This window comes from Rhodoferax sp. (assembly GCF_028715765.1).
GTDB lineage: Bacteria > Pseudomonadota > Gammaproteobacteria > Burkholderiales > Burkholderiaceae_C > Rhodoferax.
Window position 1 is genome coordinate 1 of sequence record NZ_JAQURE010000047.1, and the last position, 23,888, is coordinate 23,888.

Sequence of the window (23,888 nt, forward strand, 5' to 3'; positions counted from 1 at the left end):
AAAGCTCAAGCCCACCATAAGGTAGATTGTGGTTTGAAGATCCATGTTTTAGTCCTCAGTCTTCATGAACATCAAACTTGATGTCCAGGTTGTTCATGCGCCAGGCGTAGTAAAAAATCTGCGCCACAAAGATGTACATGGAACCCTGGTGTGCAAACCAGAAACCCATCGGGTAACCACCGAGGTGGAATTGGTTGAAAAAGTCAACAAACAAAATACCTGCCCCGAAAGACACCAAAAACCAGAGGATCAGCACATTCCTCAAAAGTTTGATGGTTTCCTTCCAGTAGGCAGAACTGTCGTAGTCATGCTTCATGAAGTCTCCTAGATTGAAATAAACACAAAATTGCCAAATTTTCAGCAACTTCTTTGACGCACTCAGCGGTGCCTGCTTTGATGCGAGGTGGACTATTGCGGGGCTCGCTTACAGTTTTCTGATAAATCTGAGCCAAACCTTCAAAGCTAGGGTAAACACTGACTGAAAACTTTGACCTCACCCGCGCAAGTCAACACCCCCACCGCTTGCTCTCAGGGTAAGTCCTGGGTAAGTCTGAGGTAAGAGCGTGGTAAGTACTTCCACGTACCGTGCACCCTCCACAACTTACCGGAGACATGCTGCATGCAAAATGATTTGATCCAACGGGTGACAAGCAACCCGAAATACCAGGAGCTCAAGTCCAAACGATCGACGTTTGGCTGGACGCTGACCGCCCTCATGATGGTGGCCTATTACGGCTTCATCCTGCTGGTGGCTTACAACAAAGAACTGCTGGCCACCAAAATGGGCGCCGGCGTCATCACCTTGGGCATGCCCATTGGCATTGGCGTCTTGCTGTTCACCATCATCATCACCAACATTTACGTCCGTCGCGCCAACAGCGAATTCGACGACCTGACTGCTGAAATCACCAAGGCAGCCCTCAAATGAAATTCAAAAATAATATTCAGCGCCAAACGGCGCTTCTCGCTTTGCTCACTTTGACCGCAGGTGCTGCTCTTGCTGCAGGTGCTGACCTCGGCCAAGCCACCAAACAAGCCACCAACTGGACGGCCATCGTCATGTTTGGCGCGTTTGTGATCTTCACGCTGTTCATTACCAAATGGGCCGCAGCCAAGACCAAAAGCGCCTCTGACTTCTACACCGCTGGTGGCGGCATCACCGGTTTCCAAAATGGCTTGGCCATTGCTGGCGACTACATGTCTGCAGCTTCTTTCTTGGGTATTTCAGGCCTGGTATTTGCCAATGGCTTTGACGGCTTGATCTTCTCGATTGGCTGGCTGGTGGGCTGGCCCATCATCACCTTCCTGATGGCCGAGCGGCTGCGCAACCTGGGCAAGTTCACCTTTGCCGACGTGGCTGGTTACCGCTTTGCCCAAACCCCCATCCGCGTGTTTGCAGCCAGTGGCTCACTGGTGGTGGTGGCTTTCTACATGATTGCCCAAATGGTCGGTGCTGGCCAGTTGATCAAACTGCTGTTTGGTCTGGACTACCTTTACGCTGAAATTTTGGTGGGTTCCATCATGATGATGTACGTGCTGTTTGGCGGCATGACAGCCACCACCTGGGTGCAGATCATCAAGGCTTGCATGTTGCTTGCGGGTGCCACCTTCATGGCGGTCTCGGTGCTGATGCAATTTGGTTTTTCGCTCGAAATGATGTTCGAGAAAGCCATTGAAGTGCACAGCAAGAAAGAAGCCATCATGGCTCCGGGCGCGCTCATCAAAGACCCCATCTCGGCCATCTCGGTCGGTATGGCGCTGATGTTTGGTACCGCTGGTTTGCCGCACATCTTGATGCGCTTCTTTACCGTGCCTAGCGCCAAAGAAGCCCGTAAATCTGTGGGCTGGGCCACCACCTGGATCGGCTACTTCTACATCTTGACCTTCATCATCGGCTTTGGCGCCATCACCAACCTGATCCCCAACCCGATGGACTATTTTGTGGATGGCGACATCAGCAAAGGCTTGACTGGCGGCGGCAACATGGCTGCGGTGCACTTGTCCAAAGCAGTGGGCGGCAACGTGTTCATGGGCTTCATCTCTGCTGTGGCTTTTGCGACGATTTTGGCAGTGGTGGCCGGCTTGACACTGTCTGGCGCTTCAGCCGTGTCGCATGACTTGTATGCCTCTGTGTGGCGTCATGGCCGTGTCGACCAAGCGCAAGAATTGCGCGTTTCCAAAATCACCACCGTGTGCCTGGGCGTCATTGCCGTGGTGCTGGGCATTGCGTTTGAGAAAGAAAACGTCGCCTACATGGTGATGCTGGCCTTTGTGATTGCCGCTTCGGCCAACTTCCCGGTGCTGTTCATGAGCGTGCTGTGGAAAGACTGCACCACCAAGGGTGCAGTGACTGGCGGTTTTGTCGGCCTGACCATGGCGGTAGTCTTGACCATTGGTTCAGCCAGCGTCTGGGAAGCCGTGATGCATAACCCCGCAGGTTCGGCCTGGTTCCCCTACAACTCAGCCGCTATCTTCTCGATTCCTGCCGCGTTCCTGACCATTTGGCTGGTGTCGCTGCTTGACCGCGGCCCACGTGCTGCCATTGACCGTGCTGGCTACCCGGCGCAACAAGTGCGCTCTGAAACCGGCATTGGTGCCGAAACCAGCGGCGGCCACTGATCTGACCTCACTCAGCCTGGCACCTGATGTGCCAGGTGCTGTATCTTAGGATGTGGCAAGGAATAACACCCCGGTTTGCCGCCAGGAGTTGGGATGTGCAGCTAGGCGCAAGGCGCGCCGTTTGGCGAGCCAAACAAGCGACTTGCAACGACGCAGCACGCCCAAATCCGCCGCGGCAAATTGGGGAAGTTATTTCTCGCCACATCCTCATAGACTGCCAGCTTGCGTTGGCAGTCTTTTTTTTGTGTTCTGAAAGCCCGTTGTGACCGACCCTTTTCCATTTGAAACCTCACCATTCAACGAGTTAAGCGCCACCGAGCAAAGCCAGTGGCGCGACGCCCTGCAGCTGCAACCCGCAGCCCCCGGCAGCATGCTGCTGCAGCCGGGCAGCGCGCCTGAGCACTTGCTCATTGTCCGCAGCGGGCATGTGCAACTGGAAGAAGATGGCCATGTGCATGTGCTGACCGCCGGGGAGTGCTTTCACTGGCGTGCGCTGCTGACCGGGCTGAACCACGCCAGCGCCCAAGCGCTGGACGCGGTGCAACTGTGGCTGCTGCCCAAAGCCACCGCAATGCAAGCGCTGGCCAGCAACCCGCGCTTGGGTGCCAAAGTGTTTGCCAGTGTGGCCGGCCACCTGGCCGAAGACCAAGAGCGCGACCACAACCGCGAAATGATGTCGCTGATGCTGGTCAAGGTCAAAGACGCCTACCTGCAAAAACCCATTTATGTCGATGGCCAACAAGACATCGTGAGCGTGTGCCAGGTGATGTCAGCGCAAAAAGCCAGCCATGCACTGGTACGCGACGAGGCTCACGGCACGTTGCGCATCGGCATGTTCACCACCACCGACCTGCGCGAAGCCTTGCTAAAAAACAGAGCACCTAGTGCACTACCAGTAAGGGATGTAGCCCGTTTTGACCTGATTTCTTTGCCGCCTGAAGCCGAGCTGTTTGAAGCCCTGCTGGTGATGTTGCGCCACCGCATCCACCGCGTGTTGGTGAAAGATGGCGACACCATTTTGGGTGTGCTCAGCCAGCTGGACTTGATGAGCTTCATGTCCAACCACTCGCACCTGATCACCCTGCAAGTGGAGCAGGCGCACAGCATCAGCGAGCTGCAAAGCGCCGCCCTGCAGGTGGACGACAGCCTGAAAATGCTGCAGCGCGGGGGCATGCGCATCGAGATCATTTCCAAGCTGGTCAGCGAGCTCAACAGCCAGATTTTTGCCCGCCTGTGGGCACTGCTGGCACCGCCTGATCTGCTGCAAGCCAGTTGCCTGCTGGTGATGGGCAGCGAAGGCCGCAGTGAGCAAATTTTGAAAACCGACCAAGACAACGCCTTGCTGCTGCGCGACGGCTTTGACTGCCCCGACCTGAACCGCATCACCGCGCAATTCAGCGCCGCACTGCTCAGTTTTGGCTACCCACCCTGCCCTGGCCACATCATGGTGACCAACCCGCTGTGGTGTCAGCCGCTGACCGCGTTCCGGCAAACCATTGGCCAGTGGCTGTATGGCAGCGAGCCTGAAGGCAAGATGAACCTGGCCATTTTCATGGACGCCCGTGCCGTGGCGGGAGATGCTGCCCTGCTGGCCAACGCCCGCAGCCACGCCCTGAAAATGGCCGTGGGCAGCGACACCTACCTGGCGCGCATGGCCAGCGCCATTGACCAATTTGCCGAGCCCAGCAGCAGCTGGTGGAGCCGCCTGGCGGTGCTGGGCAACCGCGAGCCCGAGACCTTTGACCTGAAAAAAATAGGCACTTTCCCCATCGTGCACGGCACGCGGGCACTGGCCTTGCAATACCGGCTGGAGCCACTGGGCACCGCCGAGCGTTTGCAGGCGCTGGCTCAATTACAGGTGTTGCCCTTAGATCTGGTGCGCGACCTGACCGAAACCCTGCGCATGCTGATGGCGCTGAAACTGCGCAACAACTTGCGCCAGCTCAGCCTGGGGCAACCCATCAGCAACCTGGTGGAACTCAGCAGCCTGGGCAAACTGGACCGCGACCAACTGACCGACGCCCTGACCATCATCCGCCAGTTCAAGCAATTCATCCGGGTGCATTACCGGCTGGAGAACTGAACAGCCTTGGAATTTCGAGTACTATTTGCAATCATGAACAGCAAGCATAAAAAAACACTGATGGCCATTTTTTCACACCCACTGAATGGCAATTTGGAGTGGTCACGCATTGAGAGCTTGCTGGTTGGCTTGGGATGCCAAGTGATTGAGGGCAGCGGGTCTTCGGTCACTTTTGAGAAAGATGGCGAAAAAGTTTTTTTCCATAGACCGCACCCTGGCAAAGAAGCGCTCAGGTATCGGGTGCAGCAAACACGTGAATTTTTGAACCACATAGGAGTCAAGCCATGATGAACGCAATGACCTTCAAGGGCTACACCGCCCGGATCGAGTACGACGATGCTGACCAAATTTTTGTGGGTCGGTTGGCTGGCATTCGCGACATTGTGGGGTTTCATGCCAGCACGGTTGAAGGACTACAAAACGCGTTTCATGAATCGGTGAACGACTACGTGCAAGCCTGCGAAAAACTGGGGCAATCGCCCCAAAAACCCGCCAGCGGCAAGCTGATGCTGCGCGTACCACCCGAAGTGCACAGCGCCGCGTTGACTGCGGCACAAGCCAGCGGCGTGAGCCTGAACCAATGGGCATCCAAGGCGCTGCAAGTGGCAGCACAAGGGAGGTAAGGATGTAGCCAAACGGGGCACGGCGCTTGGCACGGCACACTTCAGCCCATCAGGTAAGCAGCGCCAGCGCGGCCAGCACATCTTCTTGCGTGCGAAAGCGGCCATAGGCTTGCAGGTCTTGCTCGCGCACGATTGGGAAAGTGCCCAACATGTAGGCCGCGTCATCGGCATCCAGCCCGTAGAGCCAGAAAAACAGCGCATCAAGTGCCGCCAAACGGGCACGGCGGTCATCCTCGTTCCAGGTCAATGGCGGCAACACTTGCCCGTGGGCATCCACATAGCCCAGGTCGCGGGCAAACGGCGCCATGTCATGCGCGGTATAGGTCAGCGCCAGCACTTGGGACAGCACAAAGTCCGCCACACTGGGGTGCAAGGGGCGGCTGGGCATGAGCTTGGCGGCGCGCATGGCACGGGCAAAAGCCGCGGGCAGCGGGTCGTCAAAGCGCTCTGGGGTGATGACCGGGAGCTGCTCAACCGCGAACCAGTTGACGTGCTGCGCCTGTACTTTTTGGCGCGCCACAAAGTCGTAAGCCATGCTGCAAAAATTGGCTAGCAAAAGAGCCGCTGTGCGGCAGTAACTGGCTGGATCGCCAACGTTGATTGGTAACAAAACTGGCAATGTGTTGCCATAGCCCGCTTTAGGAACCATAGCGGCAATCATGGTTCGCGCATTGGTCGAAGCAGTCACATCTTTAAAACCAAGGCAATAGCCCAAATCGTCGCCTGTGGCGGCCTCAGTCGCAGTCACCCAGTATTGCGGCACCGGGTAACGGTCAGGGCTGGCTTTTTCAACTTGCGATATTGCTTCCTGCTGCGCCGCACGCTTCAAGTTGGCCACGTTCACCACCACGTCTGCGGCGCGGTGGTCAAACATTTGCACCATCTTGCCCTCGTACAGCGGCACGGCCAGCGCAGGTGGCGGGGTTTGACGTTGACCTTTGCCAGTGCCTTTGACTGCCTGGGTGTCAGAGCGGTTGCTGGCATCCGGTTTTTCCCAGCGGTTCAGCGCGCTGCGCGTCCAGCCCTGCGCGGCCAACTCGTCCGCTTTCAAAAACAGGTGCGAGTCGTTGGTCATGTGGAACATGGTGGTGTATTTCACCGGCCACACGCACTCATCGGGCTGCTGGCCCAGCGACTCACTGCATGCGCCGTGCCTGACCAGCACTGGGTGCTGGGCGTAAAGCTTGAGGGTGATGTCGGCATCGCGCTGGGTTCTGAAAATGGGTGCGGCTCCGGTGTTGGGGTTGACGCGCACAAAGTCTTGCGCGCTCAGCGTCAGCGCACGCCCGGGCTCGTCAAGCTCGGCCAGGCTGTGCAGGTAAAACGCACAGCGGCTGGGCAAGGGCTCAGGCGTGGTGGTTGCATCAGCCTCAGCCACTTCTGTATTTGTAGCTGCCTGCGCTTTATCCACGGGCGCTAGAGCCTCATTTGGCTTAAATTCTTGCAGCTCGCCCTCAGCGGATGCCAGCGCTTCATTATTGATAGCTGCTTGCGCTTGTTCTGTAAGCGCTAGAGGCATATTTGGCTTGTAACGCGGGGCTTTGCCAAAAACCAGTGCGCAAAACTTGAAGCTGGCATGGACATCGGGGAAAAACACTTTGCGGTTCTCAAAGTCAAACAGCGCGTGCAGGCGCCCGGTGCTGCTGATGGACCTGAAAAAGGCCGAGGCACCTTTGTCTGCGGCAATGCCGCTGGGCACGATCAGCGCCACGATGCCGTGCGGGTTGATGAGGGCTTGAGCACGTTCGACAAACAGGCTGTAGAGGTTGACATCGCCACCGCCGAGCAGCGGGTAGTCGGCACTGCCGAGCTTGCCGTTGCCCAGCACGCGGGCGTTGGCCTCGGCGCGCTCGCAGGCCTCTTGGTATTGCGCCCACAGGTCGACCACAGGCGGGGTGTGGATGCCGGTTTGCGTCATGCTCACCCCCTGCAGCGCGGCAATCATTTTTTTGCGGTCTGCGGCGCGCGGCTGGGCGGCAATGGCCGGGTTGCGCTCGGCAAACCACTCCACTTGCTGCAGCTTGATGCGATCCCACGGCGGGTTGCCCACCACGGCATCAAAGCCACCTTGTGCGCCAGCACCAAACACCGTGGGAAAGCTGGTCCACCAGTGGAAAAAGGTTTCGCGGGCGGCAATGGCGCGGGCGCGAGCCATCAGCGCGTTGGCGGCTTGGGTGGCGGCGTCTGCGCCGTCAAGTCGGCCGGCGCCCAGCACCTGCACCAGGTTGTGGCCAGGCTCCAGCAGCTTGACCAGCCCGGCCAGCAGCCAAGCTGCTTCGCCCTCACCCCCGCCCTCTCCCAGGGGGAGAGGGGGCAAGACCGCTACTTGACTTGAACGCTGGCTTGTTTGGGCTGGCAGCGGGTGCAAGACCGCTTGGCTTGGTGGGTGGTCAACAGCCTGGGTTTTGCTCCCTCGCCCTTTGGGAGAGGGTGGGGGTGAGGGCTGGTGCGCTGGCGCAGATGACAGCGCAGGCGACAATTTAAGCAGCTTGGGCAGCTTGCTGATTTTGTCGACCGGCCAGCCCGCAATGATCCAGCGCATGGCGCGCCAGAAGTCCAGCACGGCGTGGATGGGAGCCACTTGCTCTGCGGCCTCGGCGGCCAATTGTTTGGAGAGTTGTGCTTCTGCCATGTCCACATCGGTCAGGTCTGCCACCTGGGCAATGGCCTTGGCAGCCAGGCTGAGGCGGTTGAACTCGGTTTGCAGCAGCAGCGCGCCCAGCGCTTGCAGGTCGCGCTGCACGGTGGGCAGCTGCTCGCCGTGCAGGCTGTCGCCGGTGCGCAGGTGATGGTCCAGAAAGCTCAAGGGCGCGCCCACGGTGAAGGTGTGCAGCCACAGCGCGGTTTTGGCCAGCTCCACGGCCATGGGGTTTTTGTCCACGCCGAAGATGGATTTTTTCAGGATCATGCGCCGCACGATGTGGCGGTCGTCCAGCTGCGCGTCTGTGACTGCCCAGCCGCGTGCATTGGCAGTGGTTTTGATGCTTTGGCGAATGCTGGCTATGCGCTGCAGCACTGGACTTTGCCAGGGGCGCGCGGCTTCTGCCAGGTGCGCCGCCCAGGGCTGGGCGTTGACGTGGAGGGTGGCGGTGGCGATGGCCTCCAGAGTCAGGTCGGCCAAAAAATCCACCAGCGCCACCAGAAAATGCCCACTGCCCATGGCTGGGTCGCACACCTTGAGTTCAAGCATCTGGCTGGCCGGGTCAAGCGCATCCAGGCGGTCCCAGTCGCCCGGGTTGAGTGCCGTTTTTTTGCGCCACTTGGCCAGGTGCAGCTCAAAGGTGGTCAGTCGTTCAAGCGCCAGCACGCCCACCGACTCGCGCAGGTTCAGGCGCACCAGGTCGTCATGGGTGTAGTAGCCGCCCGAGGCTTTGCGGGCAAAGCTGGCGGGCAGCGCCACGACACGGTTGATCTCGGCTTTGTCTTTGTAGTCGTCTTTGGCTTGCACATGGTGCACCAGGCTGTACTCCAGCAGGCGCTCATAAATGCCGCCCAAGTGCGCCACGGCCAGGTCGCGGTAGTTGATCCAGCCGTGCAGCACATCCTCAGTGCGGCGGGACAGGGCGTCGATGATGGGCGCCAACACCTTGTCTGCAATGCGGGTGCGTTCAAGCAGCGGGGCGCGCGCCCGGTTGAACAAACCGCCGTTGTAGGCAGGCATGCCGATGTCGTCATCACCCAGGTCGATCAGCTCAAAAACACCGCGCAACGCAAGCCAAATTTTGGGCATGGTGCTGGAAAACGTGCCGCCCGCATCAACCTTGTCTCGCACCTCTTGCCGGATGCGGCGCACGCTGTAAGCGCCATAGCGCTCGTCCCTGATGGGCAGCAGCTGGCGGTCTTCGGCGTAAAACAAAAACAGCAGCCGGTACAGCAGCACCAGCGCGGCTTCACGCACTTCGTCCAGATAAGCTGGTGTGAAGCGCGGGCGTTTGAACTGGCCAAACCCCACCTCATAGGTGCAAGCGTGCAAGTCGCCGCGCGCCAGGGCGTCAGCCAGCTGCGGAAACACATCGGCAAACACGCGCGCGCCCAGGTCTTGCGAGACGCGTTCTTCGTACAGCCGGGCCTCGTTCAGGGCATAGGCGTGGAAGGTGCGCCCGGTGCTTTCCCCACGCTCTGCCAGCCACGCTTGGGGCAAAAATGCTTCGCGGCTGAACAACAGGTAAAACAGGCGCAGTGCATGGCTGGGCGGCCAGTCGTCAAGGTCACGCTGAATGCCAGCCAGACCCAGTGCAGCGGCTACGTCGATCTCAAAAAATTCTTCCGAGCGGCTGCGTGCGTCTTGCCAATACAAGCGCCAGACCGCGCCATTGGTCAACATGCCCCATTTCACCGCGCGGTCAGACACCACGTCGGCACGGCTGAGGTAACGCAGCATTTGGCTTGAAGGGGCGTCGGGGTCGGTGACCTCGGTGGCATCACCCCGGTCGAGCGGGCGCAACCAGCGTTTGGCCTCCAGAATGGCCAGACCGTGGCGGTAGCGCCGGTCGTCTTTGAGTTCAGCCAAGGCAGCGGCTTTGTGCGCACTGGTGGCAAACAGCAGGCAGTCGGGCACGTCGTCGCGGCGCTTGCCAGAGAGGTTGACTTGCGGCAAAAAGTCGTCACCCCAGCCCAGGGCAGCGAGCACCTTGTTAATCACCAAGGCTTCAGTCTGCGCCTCGTTGATGGTTGAAACCGCACTCAAGCCCTCGTAGATATTGCGTAGAGCACTCTCAAAAGCAGCGTCTTCAGCGGCCGAGAGAGCCTGCCAGGGCGGTGCCTCCAGCACGCCACGGGTTAAAAAGTCTTGGGTAAATAGTTGTCCTTGCATCTACTCAGTTTAGTGGCTGGCACAGGGCGCATGATGTGGCTGCAAGGCACTTCTAAATCATCAGCAAAATCTGATTTAAAAATCAATTTATTTGAATTTTCATGATGAATAAGCCTGCCTATAGTTCAACCCATCGCTTCTCATCACTTACAACTGGAGACACACCATGGATCAATCCAATCGTTACGCAGACCTTAGCCTGAAAGAAGAAGACCTGATTGCCGGTGGCAACCACATTTTGGTGGCCTACAAAATGGCGCCAAAAACCGGTCTGGGCTACCTGGAAGCCGCGGCGCACTTTGCTGCTGAATCGTCTACCGGCACCAACGTGGAAGTCTCCACCACCGACGACTTCACCCGCGGGGTGGACGCGCTGGTCTACCACATTGACGAAGCCACGGAAGACATGCGCATTGCCTTCCCGCTGGAGCTGTTTGACCGCAATGTGATTGACGGCCGCTTCATGCTGGTGTCGTTTTTGACCCTGACCATTGGCAACAACCAAGGCATGGGCGACATCAAGCACGCCAAGATGATTGACTTTTTCATGCCGCCACGCGTGGTGCAAATGTTTGACGGCCCAGCCAAAGACATCTCTGACCTGTGGCGCATTTTGGGTCGCCCGGTGGTGGATGGCGGCTACATTGCCGGCACCATCATCAAACCCAAGCTGGGTCTGCGCCCCGAGCCTTTTGCGCAAGCCGCCTACCAGTTCTGGCTGGGTGGCGACTTCATCAAAAATGACGAACCCCAAGGCAACCAGGTGTTTGCCCCGATCAAGAAAACCCTGCCGCTGGTGTACGACTCGCTCAAGCGTGCCCAAGACGAAACCGGCCAGGCCAAGCTGTTCTCAATGAACATCACCGCCGATGACCACTACGAGATGTGTGCCCGTGCTGACTTTGCGCTTGAAACTTTTGGCGCTGACGCTGACAAGCTGGCGTTTTTGGTGGACGGCTTTGTTGGCGGCCCCGGCATGATCACCACCGCTCGCCGTCAGTACCCCAACCAATACCTGCACTACCACCGCGCTGGCCACGGCATGATCACCAGCCCCAGCGCCAAACGCGGCTACACCGCTTTTGTGCTGGCCAAAATGGCACGTCTGCAAGGGGCTTCCGGCATCCACGTCGGCACCATGGGCTACGGCAAGATGGAAGGCGAAGGCGACGACAAGGTCATTGCCTACATGATCGAGCGCGAAGAGTGCCAAGGCCCGGTTTATTTCCAAAAATGGTACGGTTTGAAACCCACCACCCCCATCATCTCAGGCGGCATGAACGCACTGCGCTTGCCTGGCTTCTTCAAAAACCTGGGTCACGGCAATGTGATCAACACCGCCGGCGGCGGCGCTTATGGCCACATTGACAGCCCTGCTGCTGGTGCCATTTCTCTGCGCCAGTCTTATGAATGCTGGAAAGCTGGTGCCGACCCGATTGAATGGGCCAAGGAGCACAAAGAATTTGCCCGCGCCTTTGAGTCGTTCCCCAAAGATGCCGACCTGATCTTCCCAGGCTGGCGCGAAAAACTCGGCGTGCATAAATAAGCCAGCCACCATGAGCGAGCCCAGCACCCCCTACCGCATCACCCAAGCGCCTTTTTACCAGCCGCAAGGCAACGAAGTGGCGCTGTTTGAAGCCGCTTACCAGGCCAAACTGCCGGTCATGGTGAAAGGCCCCACCGGCTGCGGCAAGTCAAGGTTTGTGGAGTTCATGGCCTTCAAGCTGGGGCGACCTTTGATCACCGTGGCCTGCAATGAAGACATGACCGCCTCCGACCTGGTGGGGCGCTACCTGCTCGACGCCACCGGCACCCGCTGGCTGGACGGCCCCTTGACCACCGCAGCGCGCATGGGTGCCATTTGCTACCTTGACGAAATTGTCGAGGCCCGGCAAGACACCACGGTGGTCATCCACCCGCTGACCGACCACCGCCGCCAGCTGCCGCTGGACAAAAAAGGCGAGCTGATCCAGGCGCACCCCGACTTTCAACTCGTCATCTCCTACAACCCAGGCTACCAAAGCCTGATGAAAGACCTGAAACAAAGCACCAAGCAACGCTTTGTAGGCTTTGACTTTGACTACCCCTCGCCCGAGCTGGAAGCCAGCATTTTGGCCACCGAGACCGGTGTCAACCTGGCCGACGCGGTGCGCCTGGTCAAAGTGGCCACGGCGGCGCGCGCGCTCAAAGGCCATGGGCTTGACGAAGGCATCTCGACCCGGCTGCTGGTGTATGCGGCCACCCTGATCAAGGCCGAGGTTGACCCGCAAGACGCCTGCCGCATGGCGCTGGTGCGCCCAATCACCGACGACGCCGACATTCGCGCCACCCTTGACCACGCCATTGAAGCCGTTTTTGGTGCCTGACCGTGAGCGCCAGCCCTGAGCAACTGCAAGCTTGGCGCAGCCAGCTCGACAGCGGCTTCCCTCAAGTGGTCGATGTGTTTGCCGACTGCATGGCGCAGGCCTGCAGTTTGCTCAGCCCCGAGGGCATCGACAACTACCTGGCGCAAGCGCGTTTTTTAGGCAAGATGGGGCGTGGCCCCGAGCCGCTGCTGATTTTTTTGCAAGAGTGGCCGCAGGTCGCTCAAACCCTGGGCGAAGACGCGCTGGATGTGCTGATAACCTGCATCAAACGCCTCAACAAATCGCCCAACAGCAAAGCCATTGCGCCGCTGCTGCAAGCGCTGGCCGCGGTCTCAAGGCGCTTGCCCACACTGGTGCAACTGCAACAGTACCTGGACTTGAGCCTGCAGCTCATGACGCGCACCAGCGCCTCCATCCACGGCATACACCCCAGCTACCCCAGCCCCAGCCTGGCGGTGTTTTTTGAGAAATCACCACAACTGCTGGCACAGCTCAGCCTGCACGGCTTGAGCCAATGGGTGGACTACGGCATTCGCAACTACAGCCACCACCCCGAGCAACAGCGCGAGTATTTCAGCCTGGCCAGTGCCGACAGCCGCGCCGTGCTCCAGCGCGAGCGCCACGGCACGCTGCTGGTAGACCAGACCCGCGCGCTTGATCTGTATTTGCGTGCCCTGTGGCAAGACAGCGACGTGCTGGTGCCCTATCCCACCGGCCCCGACCAGCCGCTGGCGGCCATGCCTTACTTTGATGCCTATGGCATGCGCCTGCCTGATGTGTATGACGCTCGTGCCGGCATCCAAGGCATCGACCGCTACCGTGCCGCACTGGCACACATGGCCGCACACCGGCGCTGGAGCACGGCCATCTTTGCCGACAACTTCAGCCCGGCGCAGCGACTGGCGATTGAAACCTTTGAAGACGCCCGGGTTGACACCCTGGCCATGCGCGAATTCCCCGGCTTGCGCCGCATCTTGCTGGCGCTGCACCCTGACCCGCGGGAGGGCGCGTGCAACCCGGCCACGCATTCCTGCCTGCGGCACCGGCTGGCGGTGCTGTCACGCGCGCTGTTTGCCCCACCGGTGCGCTTTCAGCAAGAGCACTTGCACCCCTGGCTAGCTCGCTTTCAAGCCGCGTTGAGCCAAGGCACGGCCAGCACCAGCGAGATGGCCAGCCTGGCCTTGAGCTACCTGGGCAAAACCCGCCTGCAAAGCGACCAACTGCCCGACACCTGGTTTGACGACACCGTGGTCGACTACCGCAACGACAACCGTCACCTGTGGCGTTTTCATGAGCGCGCCGACGACGAAGACAGCCCGGACACCCCCCACGGCCCGCCGCCCGAGCAAGCGCCCCAAGCCCTGCCCCCGCGCCACTACCCAGAGTGGGACGACAGCAGCCAAACCTACCGCCCCGACTGGGTCAGCCTGTATGAGAGCCTGCACCCGAGCGGCCAGGCCAGCGAGGTGGACGCCCTGCTGGCCAAACACAGTGCCTTGTGCAAGCGCCTCAAACGCCTGCTTGACGCACTCAAACCCCAAGACAAAACCCGCCTGCGCTTTCAAGAAGAAGGCAGCGAGCTTGATCTGGACGTGGCGCTGCGCTCGCTGATTGACTTCAAAAGCGGCAGCCAGCCGGATGTGCGCATCAACATGAGCCACACCAGCCACGGCCGCTCGATTGCCGTGAGCCTGCTGCTGGACTTGTCGGCCTCGCTCAACGAAAAAGCTCCCGACAGCCAGCAAACCGTGCTGCAACTCAGCCAGGAGGCGGTGGCCTTGCTGGCCTGGGCAGTGGAGCAACTGGGCGACCCGCTGGCGGTGGGCGGCTTTCACTCCAACACCCGCCACGAAGTGCGTTACCTGCATATCAAAGGCTTTTCAGAGCGCTGGGACGACACCGTCAAAGCCCGGCTGGCGGCCATGCAAGCGGCCTACAGCACCCGCATGGGTGCCGCATTGCGCCACGCGGGCGAGCGCCTGAGCCGACAAACTGCCGACAAAAAACTGCTGCTGGTGCTGACCGACGGGCAACCGGCCGACATCGACGTGGCCGACCCGCAGCACTTGATCAAAGACGCCAAAGTGGCGGTGCGCGAGTTGGCGCAACAAGGCATCTTTACCTACTGCATCAACCTGGACGCTCAGGCCGATGGCTATGTGCGCGATATTTTTGGGGCCCGCTACGCGGTGATCGACCGCATTGAACGCCTGCCCGAGCAACTGCCCAAGCTGTTCATGGCGTTGACGCGCTAAGCCTCAAGTCGACAGCGCTTTGAGCGCTAAATTACTACAAATAAAATAGCTGCTAGCGCTTATAAATAAAGGGCTAGAGGCCAATTTGTTATACAAACCTCAGCACCACCTGCATCAGTTGTTTTTGCGCTCAATTTCCACACAGACTGACGAGCAAATCGACACAATGCGCGGGTCTGCAATGCGGTAAAAAATTTGCACGCCTTCGCGGCGCTTGGCCAAAATGCCCGCCTGGTACAGGGTGCTGAGGTGCTGCGACATGTTGGGCTGGGTGGTGTTGACTTGCGACAGCAGGTAGCTCACATTTTTTTCACCATCGCACAAGCAGTTGATGATCTTCAGCCGCAACGGGGCCGACATGACCCGAAACAAATCGGCGGCAGACTCGTAGGTTTGGTCTGACTTGGGTTTTTTGTAAGTTTCGGGTGAAAGGGCGTTGAGCGGCATAAAAGCAGTCCTGAGGTTGCTGTCACCTTGGCCGCTGACCCCCCATGTTGTTCAAAGAAGGCCTGACGCAGGCTGCGAAATAACGCCTGAAGTGACTTAAGGGTGTAATTTTACGTTCAGTGTTCACGCGCGCGCAGTGTTCTGCTGAGCATCAGCACTGGGATTAACCCGACCAGTACCAGCGCCAGCGCGGGCAAAGCGGCTTCACCCAGGCGTTCGTCACGCGCCAACTGGTAAGCCACCACGGCCAGGGTGTCGCTGTCAAACGGGCGCAACACCAGCGTGGCGGGCAGCTCTTTCATCACATCCACAAACACCAGCAGCAAGGCCGCAGCGCTGGAGCGCGTGAGCAGCGGGGCATGCACCCGGCGCAGTACCCGCCAGTCGCTGCTGCCCAGCAGGCGTGCCGAGTCGTCAAAACTGCTGGGAATGCGGGCATAACCGCTTTGCACCGACTGCAGCGCCACCGCACAAAAGCGCACCAGGTACGCCCACACCAGCCCCAGCATCGTGGTTTTCATCAGGTACCCCATGCCCAAATTTGGCCAGCTGGCCTGCAACCACCCCCCCGGCAGCAACAAGCCCACCACGATCACCGCACCCGGCACGGCATAGCCCAGCGAGGCCAGTTGCACCGCCCAGCGTGTGGCTGCATCTGGCCGGGTGCGCAAGCTAAAGGCCAGCACCCAGGCCAGCAACAGCGCCAGCAACGCCGTGATCAGACCCAGGCGCAGGCTGTTGAACGCCCAGCCACCAAACGCGGCCACATCCACCGCTGACCAATCGGCCAGCAACGGGCGCAGCATGAACAGCACCGGCAGTACAAACCCAGCCAACACCGGCACGCCACACACCAGCCAGGCCAACACTTGGTGCCCCCCGCGCAAGCCCTGGGCACGCCCGTCCATGCTGCCTGCGCGGGCGCCACGGGTGACTGCGTAGCGTGATTTTTGGCGTGAACGGCGCTCTAAATAAAGCAGCAGCACCACAAACGCCAGCAGCACGGTTGACAGCTGGGCGGCCGCCACACGGTTGTCCATGGACAGCCAGGCTTTGTATATGCCGGCGGTAAAGGTTTGAATGCCAAAGTAGCTTGACACACCAAAGTCTGCCAGCGTTTCCATCAGCGCCAGCGCCGCGCCTGCCGCCACCGCCGGGCGCGCCATGGGCAAGGCCACTTGCATGATGCGCCGGCGCATCGGTGCGCCCAGCAGCCGGGCGACTTCCATCAAGTGCGCAGCATGTTCGCTCAAGGCGGTGCGCGCCAGCAAATACACATACGGGTAGAGCGAAAACACAAACACCCAGGCGGCACCAGCCACATTGCGCACCTCTGGAAACACCCGCCCTTGCAAGCCACTGAGGTCTCTGACCCAGCTCTGCAGTGGGCCGCTGAACTGCAAAAAATCGGTGTAGGCATAGGCCACCACATACGCTGGCATGGCCAGCGGCAGCAACAGCGCCCATTCAAAAAAACGACGCCCAGCAAAGTCAAACAACGTGACGGCCGCCGCGCAGGCCAGCCCCACCCCCACCACGCCCACCCCCACCAGCGCACTCAGCAGCAGCGTGGTGCCCAGGTAGTCTGGCAGCACGGTGTGCAGCATGTCGTGCAAAATTTGCCAGGCTTGGCCGTTGTCACTGCCCAACGCCAACCACGACCCCAACACCGCCAACACCGGCAGCATGAACAGCCCGGTCAACCCCAGCAACAACGCTTGACGCAACCGCCTGCGCAGATCAGACCAACGTACCTGAAACACCATGACTCCTGTAGGCAATGCAAATGCGAATTGTATGCATCTAGAATATTCAGCTATGTTTCTTGACCTTCAACACCTCAGCGTGCGCTACGCCAACACCCCCACGCCAGTGGTGCGCGACATTTCATTGGGGCTGCGCACCGGCGACATTGGCGTGCTGATTGGCCCCTCAGGCTGTGGCAAAACCACCTTGTTGCGCGCCGTGGCAGGGTTGGAGTCGGCCACAGCTGGCAGCATCGCCCTGGGTGGCAAGGTGGTCAGCCAAGCCGGGCTGTCACTGCCACCGCAAGACCGCCAAGTGGGCATGGTGTTTCAAGACTATGCGCTGTTTCCGCACCTGAGCATTGGCCGCAACGTGGCCTTTGGCATTGAACACCTGCCGCCAGCCGAGCGCCGTGCCCGTGTGGACGAGGTGCTGACGCTGGTGGGGTTGCCTGGGCATGAGGCGCGCTATGCGCATGAGCTCTCAGGCGGGCAGCAGCAGCGGGTGGCATTGGCACGCGCGCTGGCACCCAAACCCCGGCTGTTGCTGCTGGACGAGCCGTTTTCCAACTTGGATGTGGACTTGCGCGAGCGCCTGGCGCACGAGGTGCGGGGCATTTTGAAAGCGGCTCAGACCACGGCCTTGTTTGTGACCCACGACCAACTGGAGGCGTTTGCGGTAGGCGACACCATTGGTGTGATGCACCAGGGCGCACTGCACCAGTGGGACAACGCCTACACCTTGTACCACCGCCCGGCCACCCGCTTTGTGGCCGAATTCATTGGCCACGGGGTGTTTGCCCCTGCGGTGATTCAAGAGGTGGCTGGCCAAGTGGTGGTGCAAACGCCTTTGGGGCCGTTGGACAACGTGACCGACTGCCCGCTACCGAGTGCCTACCCCAACGGCCTGTGCGACGTGTTGCTGCGCGCCGATGACATCGTGCACGACGACAGTGCGGTGGCCAAGGCGCAAATTTTGCGCAAGGCGTTTCGGGGCGCAGAATTTTTGTACACCCTGCGCTTAGCCACTGGTGAGACGGTCATGGCGCTGGTGCCCAGCCACCACGACCACGCGCTCGGCGAATGGATCGGCATCCGCGCCCAGGTCGACCATGTGGTCACTTTTTCAAAGCTATCAAATAAAGAGCTGCCTACGCTTTAAATATAAGCGCTAGAGGCTAATTTAGTGCATTAATTTTCAAGCCGCCTGGTAAGCCACCCGGCCGCCGACCAACGTGGTGCGCACGCGCCCAGGCAGTTCGTAGCCTGAAAACGGCGTGTGTTTGCCTTGGCTGACCAGGGTGCTGCTTTGCACCGTCCAGGCGGCTTGCGGGTCAAACACGCACACATCCCCTAAACCGCCCACTTGCAAGCGACCAGTTTTGCCTTGGCGTGCGCCCATGGCACTGCCCAGCACCCGGGCGGGTGCATCGGTGACCACCGAGATGGCGCGCGCCAAGTCCACGCCGCTGTCCAGGTGCCATTTGTAGGCCAGGTTCAGCAGCAGCTCCAGCCCGGTGGCACCGGGTTCGCTCTCGGCAAACGGCAGGGCTTTGGCATCTTCGGCCACCGGCGTGTGGTCTGACACCAGCGCGTCAATGGTGCCGTCGGCCAAACCGGCACGCAGGGCGTCGCGGTCGCGCTGCTGGCGCAGGGGTGGGTTCAGACGCGCCCGGCTGTCAAAGTAACCCAGGTCGACATCGGTCAGGTGCAAGGAGTTGATGCTGACATCGCAGCTCACGGCCAAGCCATCGGCTTTGGCCTGGCGCACCAGCGCCACCCCGGCGGCACTGCTGATGCGGCACAAGTGCACACGTGCGCCGGTGGCGCGCATCAGCTCAAAAATGGTGTGCATGGCAATGGTCTCAGCCATCACCGGCACGCCGCTCAAGCCCATGCGGGTGGCCAACGGGCCGCTGGCGGCCACGCCTTGCCCCAGGTCATGGTCTTGCGGACGCAGCCAAACGGCAAAACCAAAGGTGCTGGCGTATTGCAGGGCGCGCTGCAGCACTTGGGTGTTGGTCACGGCGCTCTCAGCTTGGCTGAACGCCACGCAACCCACGTCAGTCAACATGGCCATTTCGGTCAGGTTGTCGCCTTTCAGGCCACGGGTCAGCGCACCCAGCGGGTAGACGCGGGCTTGTGCCAGTTTTTCAGCACGAAAACGCAGCATTTCCACCAGGCCAGGCTCGTCCAGCACTGGGTCGGTGTCGGGCTGGCAGACCAGGCTGGTCACGCCACCGGCCATGGCGGCCGCCATTTCAGACTCCAGCATGCGGGCATGCTCGTTGCCGGGCTCGCGCAGGCGCACGGCCAGGTCCACCAAGCCGGGCAGCACCAGGCAGCCCTCAGCCTGCACCACCTGATCTGGTTGAAAGTCTGATGCTATGTTTCCAATAGCTGCCACCACACCATTGACAAGGGCTAGATCAGCTTTTTTATCATAAGAACTGGCGGGGTCGATGACCCGGCCGCCCTGAATCAACACACGTGTTTGTTTGTTCATCTTGACGCTCTCTATGGAATTCAGGCCTCGTTGCCGGCCACGATGCTCATCACCGCCATGCGCACGGCAATGCCAAAGGTGACTTGCGGCAAGATCACACTCTGGCCACCATCGACCACCGCCGAGTCAATCTCAACGCCCCGGTTGATCGGCCCCGGATGCATCACGATGGCGTCAGGTTTGGCCAGTTGCAGCTTGGCTGGGGTCAAGCCAAAGCTCTTGAAAAACTCTTGGCTTGAGGGCAGCAGCGCGCCGCTCATGCGCTCGTTTTGCAGCCGCAACATGATCACCACATCAGCGCCTTTGATACCCTCTTCAAGCGTGTGGCAGACCCGCACGCCCATCTGCGCCATGTCAGACGGCACCAGGGTTTTGGGTCCCACCACGCGCACCTCGGCACAGCCGAGCGTGGTCAAGGCATGAATGTCGGAGCGCGCCACGCGCGAGTGCAGCACGTCGCCCACAATGGCTACCGTGAGGTTGGCAAAGTCGCCCTTGTAGTGGCGAATGGTGTACATGTCGAGCAGCCCCTGCGTCGGGTGGGCGTGGCGGCCATCGCCGGCGTTGACCACGTGCACATGCGGCGCCACATGCTGGGCAATCAGGTAGGGCGCGCCAGATTCGCTGTGGCGCACCACAAACAAATCGGCCGCCATGGCGCTGAGGTTGGCAATGGTGTCAAGCAGCGACTCGCCCTTGGCGGTGGATGACTTGGCAATGTCAAGGTTGATCACATCGGCACTCAGGCGCTTGGCGGCAATCTCGAACGTGGTGCGGGTGCGGGTGGAATTCTCAAAAAACAGGTTGAACACGCTTTTGCCACGCAGCAGTGGCACTTTTTTGACCTCGCGGTTGCCGACCGAGACAAAGTTGGCCGCCGTGTCAAGCACCTGGGTCAAGATGCTTTTGGGCAGACCCTCGGTGCTGAGCAAATGGATTAGCTCGCCGTTTTTATTGAGTTGGGGGTTGCGCTTGTAGAGCATGTTAAATGTCTTTCACATTGAAACTGAATTGGCCGTTCGCACTGCGCGCCAAGGCCAGCGACTGGCTGGCGGGCAAGGTGATGCGAGCCGCGCACACGTCCGCAGTCAGGGGCAGCTCACGCCCACCGCGGTCGACCAGCACCGCCAGTTTGACGCTGGCCGGGCGGCCAAAGTCAAACAGCTCGTTGAGCACGGCGCGAATGGTGCGCCCGGTGAACAGCACGTCGTCAAGCAGCAGCACCTGGGCACCGTTGACATCAAAGTCAATGCGGGTGGCCTGGGTGCTGGCAGTCATGCCACGGCGAGCATAGTCGTCACGGTGCATGGCCGATGAGATCACGCCAAACGGCTGCGACAACGCCAAATCCGCATGCAGTCGCTCGGCCAGCCAGACGCCGCCCGAGGCCACGCCGAGCAAGTGAGTGTGGGGGGTGATGAGTGGACGCAGACTGTGCAGCAAATCGGCATACAGTGCCTCGGCATCCAACACCAACGCGCCCGCAGCTGTGCCGGGCTGAGCCAATGAACTCATGGCAGACTCCTTAAAAATTGTTCCAAAATGATGCAAGCCGCAGCTGCATCGGCATCGCGCGCGCCCAGGCTGTGGGCTTCGGTGGTGGTGTAGCGCTCATCTACCTCAAACACCGGCAACTTGAAACGCCCATGCAACTGGCGGGCAAAACGCCGCGCGCGCAGGGTGTTGTCATGGGCGGCACCGTCAGGGTGAAAGGGCACACCCACCACCAGCGCATCAGGCTGCCAGGTTTTGAGCTGCCGCGCCACCTTGACAAAGCGGGCATCGCCCTCGGCGCTGATCGTGCCTTGCGGTTGCGCCGTGCGCAGCAAGCGGTTGCCCACTGCAAAGCCGGTGCGCTTGAGGCCAAAGTCGAGCGCCAAAAAAGTTTGCAAATGCGCTGCCACCACCGGGTGCGCATCCAGGCAGGCGCTGGTCAGTGGCGCAGCAGTGTGGGCGGGCAGCGCGCTCATGCGTGCCCCGCTTGCGGTGACAGCATCCAAGGCTCAAGTCCGAGCAATTTCAGGGCTTGGGTGTAGCGCTCGGCCACCGGCGTGTCAAAAATCACCCGGGCATCGGCGGCCACCGTGAGCCAACTGTTGTCGCCCAATTCAGCTTCCAGCTGGCCTTCGCTCCAGGCCGAGTAACCCAGCGAAATCAACACCTGGCGCGGCCCACTGCCGCTGGCAATGGCTTCCAGCACATCACGCGAGGTGGTCATTTCCAGCCCACCGGGAATGCTCATGGTGCTGGAGTACACCGGGTGTTCAGGTTTATCGGCTTCAGCAAACGTGGCCTCGTGCAGCACAAAACCGCGCTCGGTTTGCACCGGGCCGCCGTAAAACACCGGGGCGGTTTGCAAGTCTGGCCGCGTCAGGGGCAGGTCGACCTTGTCAAACAAGGCTTTGAGGTCAATCTCGCAGGGTTTATTGATCACCAGCCCCAGCGCCCCGCGTGGGCTATGCTCACACACATAGACCACACTGAGTCCAAAAATAGGGTCTTGCAGCCCCGGCATGGCGATCAAAAAATGATTCGTCAGGTTGGGGGTGGCAGGCGCTTCAGACATGATGGAATTTTAACGATGAACACCCTACCTCTCTACCCCACTGGCTTGGTCTGGTTTCGCCGCGACTTGCGCGTGCAAGACCACGCCGCCTTGCAATTGGCACTGCAGCAATGTGCCCAGGTGCACTGTGTTTTTGTCTTTGACCAAGACATTTTGGCGCCGCTGCCGCGCGCCGACCGGCGCGTGGAGTTCATCCGCGAATCGGTGGCAGAGCTCGATGCAGCTTTGCGCCAGCTCAGTGGCAAGGCGGGTGCCGGGCTGATGGTTCGCCATGGCAGAGCGGTGCAAGACATCCCAGCCCTGGCCGCGGCCTTGCAGGCGCAAGCCGTGTTTGCCGCGCGCGACTACGAACCACTAGCCGTCGCCCGCGACGCGCAAGTGCAGCAGACACTGGCACAGGCCCACTGCGCGCTGGTGTTGTGCAAAGACCAGGTGATTTTTGAAGGCCGCGAGGTGTTGACCCAATCTGGCACACCCTATGGCGTGTTCACACCGTATAAAAACAACTGGCTCGCCCGCGTGACCGCCGCAGACCTGCAAGCCCATGACCCCACCCCCTGGGCGCATCGCCTGGCCGAGCGCCCCAGCACCGACCAGCCATCGGTGCCCACTTTAAGCGCGCTGGGCTTTGATCGCACCAATCTGTCAAGCCTGAAAATCCCCACCGGTGCGTCAGGTGGCCAAGCACTGCTTGAGGCGTTTTTTGAGCGCATGGACAACTACCATGCCACGCGCGACTTCCCCGCCATCAAGGGGCCGAGCTACCTGGGGGTGCATCTGCGCTTTGGCACGGTGTCGATCCGCCAACTGGTGCGCTTGGCCTTACAGCGCCAAGCGGCGGGCAGCGCTGGCGCCACGGTGTGGCTCAGTGAGCTGGTCTGGCGCGACTTTTATTTTGCCATTTTGGCCAACTTTCCCCACGTGGCACACCGCGCGTTCAAGCCTGAATACGATGCCATCACATGGGAGAGCGGCAGCACCGCGCAAACCCTGTTTGCGGCCTGGTGCAGCGGCCAGACCGGTTACCCGCTGGTGGATGCGGCCATGGCGCAGATCAACCAAACCGGCTACATGCACAACCGGCTGCGCATGGTGGCGGGCAGCTTTTTGGTGAAAGATTTGGGGCTGGACTGGCGCTGGGGCGAGCGCTATTTTGCAGAAAAGCTCAACGACTTTGATTTGTCTGCCAACAACGGCGGTTGGCAGTGGGTGGCGTCGAGCGGCTGCGATGCACAGCCCTACTTTCGCATCTTCAACCCCATCAGCCAAAGCGAAAAATTTGACCCGCAAGGCAAATTCATCCGCCGCTATCTGCCGCAACTCGCGGGGCTGTCAGACAAAGCCATCCACGCGCCGTGGCTGGCCAAACCGCGGGAACTGCAAGCCGCGGGCATCACCCTGGGGGAGAACTACCCGCACCCGGTGGTGCAGCACGAGCTGGCCCGCGCCCAAACGTTGGCACGCTATGCCGTGGTGAAAAAGGCTTGAAGCGCAGCCCCACCGCGGCTGTGGCAACGATGAGAGCTGGCGGTTTGGATGCCTTTGATTGCGGGGAATCGGAACCTTTTTTTCCTAATTTTATGCTATTTAAAAAATAGCATATCACGCTTATCCTACAAGCGTGAGGGGCTAATTTGCCATCAAGTTTTCAACTTCGCAATAGCCCCGCACCAAGCCAATCAGCTCGTCTTCTGGGTAGGGCTTGCCAAGGTAGTGGTCTACTTTGAGCTCACGTGCGTACTCGCGATGCTTTTCGGCAATGCGCGAGGTGATCATGATGATGGGCAGGTCTTTCAGGTGGGCGTCGCCACGGATGTTGCGCACCAGGTCAAAGCCGTCCATGCGGGGCATTTCGATGTCGGTCA

Annotated in this window: 20 protein-coding genes; 10 read left to right on the top strand and 10 right to left on the bottom strand. The window is 60.2% G+C overall.

The features are described 5' to 3' along the window. Positions 1 to 55: 55 nt before the first annotated feature. Entirely contained in the window at positions 56 to 316 is a 261-nt protein-coding gene (locus tag PHT20_RS13745) for a DUF4212 domain-containing protein (RefSeq protein ID WP_300084494.1), read from the bottom strand. Between the two features lie 303 nt (positions 317 to 619). Here PHT20_RS13745 and PHT20_RS13750 point away from each other — a divergent pair, with 303 nt between their 5' ends. The 5 genes from PHT20_RS13750 (at position 620) to PHT20_RS13770 (ending at position 5,325) form a co-directional block, all read left to right on the top strand. Then, on the top strand, positions 620 to 928 hold the full coding sequence (locus PHT20_RS13750) for a DUF485 domain-containing protein (RefSeq protein ID WP_300084493.1): 309 nt from the start codon (positions 620 to 622) through the stop codon (positions 926 to 928). Next, positions 925 to 2,619, top strand: coding sequence for a cation acetate symporter (locus PHT20_RS13755; RefSeq protein WP_301020954.1), 1,695 nt, complete (start codon positions 925 to 927; stop codon positions 2,617 to 2,619). The genes PHT20_RS13750 and PHT20_RS13755 overlap by 4 nt, the downstream gene beginning before the upstream one ends. A 262-nt stretch (positions 2,620 to 2,881) precedes the next feature. After that, the gene (locus tag PHT20_RS13760; protein ID WP_301020955.1) at positions 2,882 to 4,702 is read left to right on the top strand and encodes a DUF294 nucleotidyltransferase-like domain-containing protein; all 1,821 of its coding nucleotides are present in this window, start codon (positions 2,882 to 2,884) and stop codon (positions 4,700 to 4,702) included. A gap of 33 nt (positions 4,703 to 4,735) precedes the next feature. After that, positions 4,736 to 4,990: a type II toxin-antitoxin system HicA family toxin gene (locus PHT20_RS13765; protein ID WP_301020956.1), complete on the top strand. Its 255-nt coding sequence runs from the start codon at positions 4,736 to 4,738 to the stop codon at positions 4,988 to 4,990. Next, complete coding sequence (locus tag PHT20_RS13770; RefSeq protein WP_301020957.1) at positions 4,987 to 5,325, top strand: type II toxin-antitoxin system HicB family antitoxin; 339 nt, start codon at positions 4,987 to 4,989, stop codon at positions 5,323 to 5,325. Before PHT20_RS13765 ends, PHT20_RS13770 begins: the two co-directional genes overlap by 4 nt. Before the next feature lie 49 nt (positions 5,326 to 5,374). Here the strand turns inward: PHT20_RS13770 and PHT20_RS13775 are convergent, their stop codons facing one another. Continuing rightward, positions 5,375 to 10,138 carry a hypothetical protein gene (locus tag PHT20_RS13775; RefSeq protein ID WP_301020958.1) on the bottom strand — a complete coding sequence of 1,588 codons (4,764 nt, stop codon included), beginning with the start codon at positions 10,136 to 10,138 and terminating at the stop codon, positions 5,375 to 5,377. Between the two features lie 166 nt (positions 10,139 to 10,304). Here PHT20_RS13775 and PHT20_RS13780 point away from each other — a divergent pair, with 166 nt between their 5' ends. Genes PHT20_RS13780 through PHT20_RS13790 form a run of 3 tightly spaced genes read left to right on the top strand, consistent with a single transcriptional unit; the run spans position 10,305 to position 14,759 of the window. Further along, the gene (locus tag PHT20_RS13780) at positions 10,305 to 11,684 is read left to right on the top strand and encodes a ribulose-bisphosphate carboxylase (RefSeq protein ID WP_301020959.1); all 1,380 of its coding nucleotides are present in this window, start codon (positions 10,305 to 10,307) and stop codon (positions 11,682 to 11,684) included. A 10-nt stretch (positions 11,685 to 11,694) separates the two neighbouring features. Beyond that, positions 11,695 to 12,504: a CbbQ/NirQ/NorQ/GpvN family protein gene (locus PHT20_RS13785; protein WP_301020960.1), complete on the top strand. Its 810-nt coding sequence runs from the start codon at positions 11,695 to 11,697 to the stop codon at positions 12,502 to 12,504. A 2-nt stretch (positions 12,505 to 12,506) separates the two neighbouring features. Next, positions 12,507 to 14,759: a VWA domain-containing protein gene (locus tag PHT20_RS13790; RefSeq protein ID WP_301020961.1), complete on the top strand. Its 2,253-nt coding sequence runs from the start codon at positions 12,507 to 12,509 to the stop codon at positions 14,757 to 14,759. Positions 14,760 to 14,873: 114 nt separating this feature from the next. Here the strand turns inward: PHT20_RS13790 and PHT20_RS13795 are convergent, their stop codons facing one another. Continuing rightward, positions 14,874 to 15,206, bottom strand: a complete 333-nt coding sequence (locus tag PHT20_RS13795; protein ID WP_301020962.1) for a metalloregulator ArsR/SmtB family transcription factor — start codon at positions 15,204 to 15,206, stop codon at positions 14,874 to 14,876. A 116-nt stretch (positions 15,207 to 15,322) separates the two neighbouring features. Next, on the bottom strand, positions 15,323 to 16,894 hold the full coding sequence (locus PHT20_RS13800; RefSeq protein WP_301020971.1) for an iron ABC transporter permease: 1,572 nt from the start codon (positions 16,892 to 16,894) through the stop codon (positions 15,323 to 15,325). 130 nt (positions 16,895 to 17,024) lie between these two features. Here PHT20_RS13800 and PHT20_RS13805 point away from each other — a divergent pair, with 130 nt between their 5' ends. Beyond that, positions 17,025 to 18,113, top strand: a complete 1,089-nt coding sequence (locus PHT20_RS13805) for an ABC transporter ATP-binding protein (RefSeq protein ID WP_301020963.1) — start codon at positions 17,025 to 17,027, stop codon at positions 18,111 to 18,113. 36 nt (positions 18,114 to 18,149) lie between these two features. Here PHT20_RS13805 and PHT20_RS13810 read toward each other — a convergent pair whose 3' ends face one another. The 5 genes from PHT20_RS13810 to PHT20_RS13830 are packed head-to-tail and all read right to left on the bottom strand — an operon-like array spanning position 18,150 to position 22,023. Beyond that, entirely contained in the window at positions 18,150 to 19,457 is a 1,308-nt protein-coding gene (locus PHT20_RS13810; RefSeq protein WP_301020964.1) for a dihydroorotase, read from the bottom strand. A 20-nt stretch (positions 19,458 to 19,477) separates the two neighbouring features. Then, complete coding sequence (locus tag PHT20_RS13815) at positions 19,478 to 20,440, bottom strand: aspartate carbamoyltransferase catalytic subunit (RefSeq protein WP_301020965.1); 963 nt, start codon at positions 20,438 to 20,440, stop codon at positions 19,478 to 19,480. Between the two features lies 1 nt (position 20,441). Continuing rightward, positions 20,442 to 20,972 (bottom strand): bifunctional pyr operon transcriptional regulator/uracil phosphoribosyltransferase PyrR, encoded by a 531-nt coding sequence (gene pyrR, locus PHT20_RS13820; protein WP_301020966.1) that lies wholly within the window; start codon positions 20,970 to 20,972, stop codon positions 20,442 to 20,444. Further along, entirely contained in the window at positions 20,969 to 21,427 is a 459-nt protein-coding gene (gene ruvX, locus PHT20_RS13825; RefSeq protein ID WP_301020967.1) for a Holliday junction resolvase RuvX, read from the bottom strand. The genes pyrR and ruvX overlap by 4 nt, the downstream gene beginning before the upstream one ends. Then, a complete protein-coding gene (locus tag PHT20_RS13830) occupies positions 21,424 to 22,023 on the bottom strand; it encodes a YqgE/AlgH family protein (protein ID WP_301020968.1) in 600 nt (199 codons plus the stop codon). The genes ruvX and PHT20_RS13830 overlap by 4 nt, the downstream gene beginning before the upstream one ends. Before the next feature lie 15 nt (positions 22,024 to 22,038). On the opposite strand from PHT20_RS13830, the gene PHT20_RS13835 reads away from it, so the two are divergent. Further along, the gene (locus PHT20_RS13835; protein WP_301020969.1) at positions 22,039 to 23,511 is read left to right on the top strand and encodes a deoxyribodipyrimidine photo-lyase; all 1,473 of its coding nucleotides are present in this window, start codon (positions 22,039 to 22,041) and stop codon (positions 23,509 to 23,511) included. Positions 23,512 to 23,652: 141 nt separating this feature from the next. Here the strand turns inward: PHT20_RS13835 and PHT20_RS13840 are convergent. Then, positions 23,653 to 23,888 (bottom strand): response regulator (locus PHT20_RS13840; RefSeq protein ID WP_301020970.1); only part of this gene is annotated, 236 nt, incomplete at its 5' end.

What these genes read in the sequence shown, in the direction of transcription:
- PHT20_RS13750 (WP_300084493.1), top strand. Translation starts at nt 620, where the DNA reads ATGCAAAATGATTTGATCCAACGGGTGACAAGCAACCCGAAATACCAG.
- PHT20_RS13830 (WP_301020968.1), bottom strand. Translation starts at nt 22,023, where the DNA reads ATGTCTGAAGCGCCTGCCACCCCCAACCTGACGAATCATTTTTTGATC.
- pyrR (WP_301020966.1), bottom strand. Translation starts at nt 20,972, where the DNA reads ATGAGTTCATTGGCTCAGCCCGGCACAGCTGCGGGCGCGTTGGTGTTG.
- PHT20_RS13780 (WP_301020959.1), top strand. Translation starts at nt 10,305, where the DNA reads ATGGATCAATCCAATCGTTACGCAGACCTTAGCCTGAAAGAAGAAGAC.
- PHT20_RS13835 (WP_301020969.1), top strand. Translation starts at nt 22,039, where the DNA reads ATGAACACCCTACCTCTCTACCCCACTGGCTTGGTCTGGTTTCGCCGC.
- ruvX (WP_301020967.1), bottom strand. Translation starts at nt 21,427, where the DNA reads ATGAGCGCGCTGCCCGCCCACACTGCTGCGCCACTGACCAGCGCCTGC.
- PHT20_RS13800 (WP_301020971.1), bottom strand. Translation starts at nt 16,894, where the DNA reads ATGCTGCCGGTGTTGGCGGTGTTGGGGTCGTGGTTGGCGTTGGGCAGT.
- PHT20_RS13770 (WP_301020957.1), top strand. Translation starts at nt 4,987, where the DNA reads ATGATGAACGCAATGACCTTCAAGGGCTACACCGCCCGGATCGAGTAC.
- PHT20_RS13805 (WP_301020963.1), top strand. Translation starts at nt 17,025, where the DNA reads ATGTTTCTTGACCTTCAACACCTCAGCGTGCGCTACGCCAACACCCCC.
- PHT20_RS13755 (WP_301020954.1), top strand. Translation starts at nt 925, where the DNA reads ATGAAATTCAAAAATAATATTCAGCGCCAAACGGCGCTTCTCGCTTTG.
- PHT20_RS13795 (WP_301020962.1), bottom strand. Translation starts at nt 15,206, where the DNA reads ATGCCGCTCAACGCCCTTTCACCCGAAACTTACAAAAAACCCAAGTCA.
- PHT20_RS13765 (WP_301020956.1), top strand. Translation starts at nt 4,736, where the DNA reads ATGAACAGCAAGCATAAAAAAACACTGATGGCCATTTTTTCACACCCA.
- PHT20_RS13815 (WP_301020965.1), bottom strand. Translation starts at nt 20,440, where the DNA reads ATGCTCTACAAGCGCAACCCCCAACTCAATAAAAACGGCGAGCTAATC.
- PHT20_RS13810 (WP_301020964.1), bottom strand. Translation starts at nt 19,457, where the DNA reads ATGAACAAACAAACACGTGTGTTGATTCAGGGCGGCCGGGTCATCGAC.
- PHT20_RS13785 (WP_301020960.1), top strand. Translation starts at nt 11,695, where the DNA reads ATGAGCGAGCCCAGCACCCCCTACCGCATCACCCAAGCGCCTTTTTAC.
- PHT20_RS13775 (WP_301020958.1), bottom strand. Translation starts at nt 10,138, where the DNA reads ATGCAAGGACAACTATTTACCCAAGACTTTTTAACCCGTGGCGTGCTG.
- PHT20_RS13745 (WP_300084494.1), bottom strand. Translation starts at nt 316, where the DNA reads ATGAAGCATGACTACGACAGTTCTGCCTACTGGAAGGAAACCATCAAA.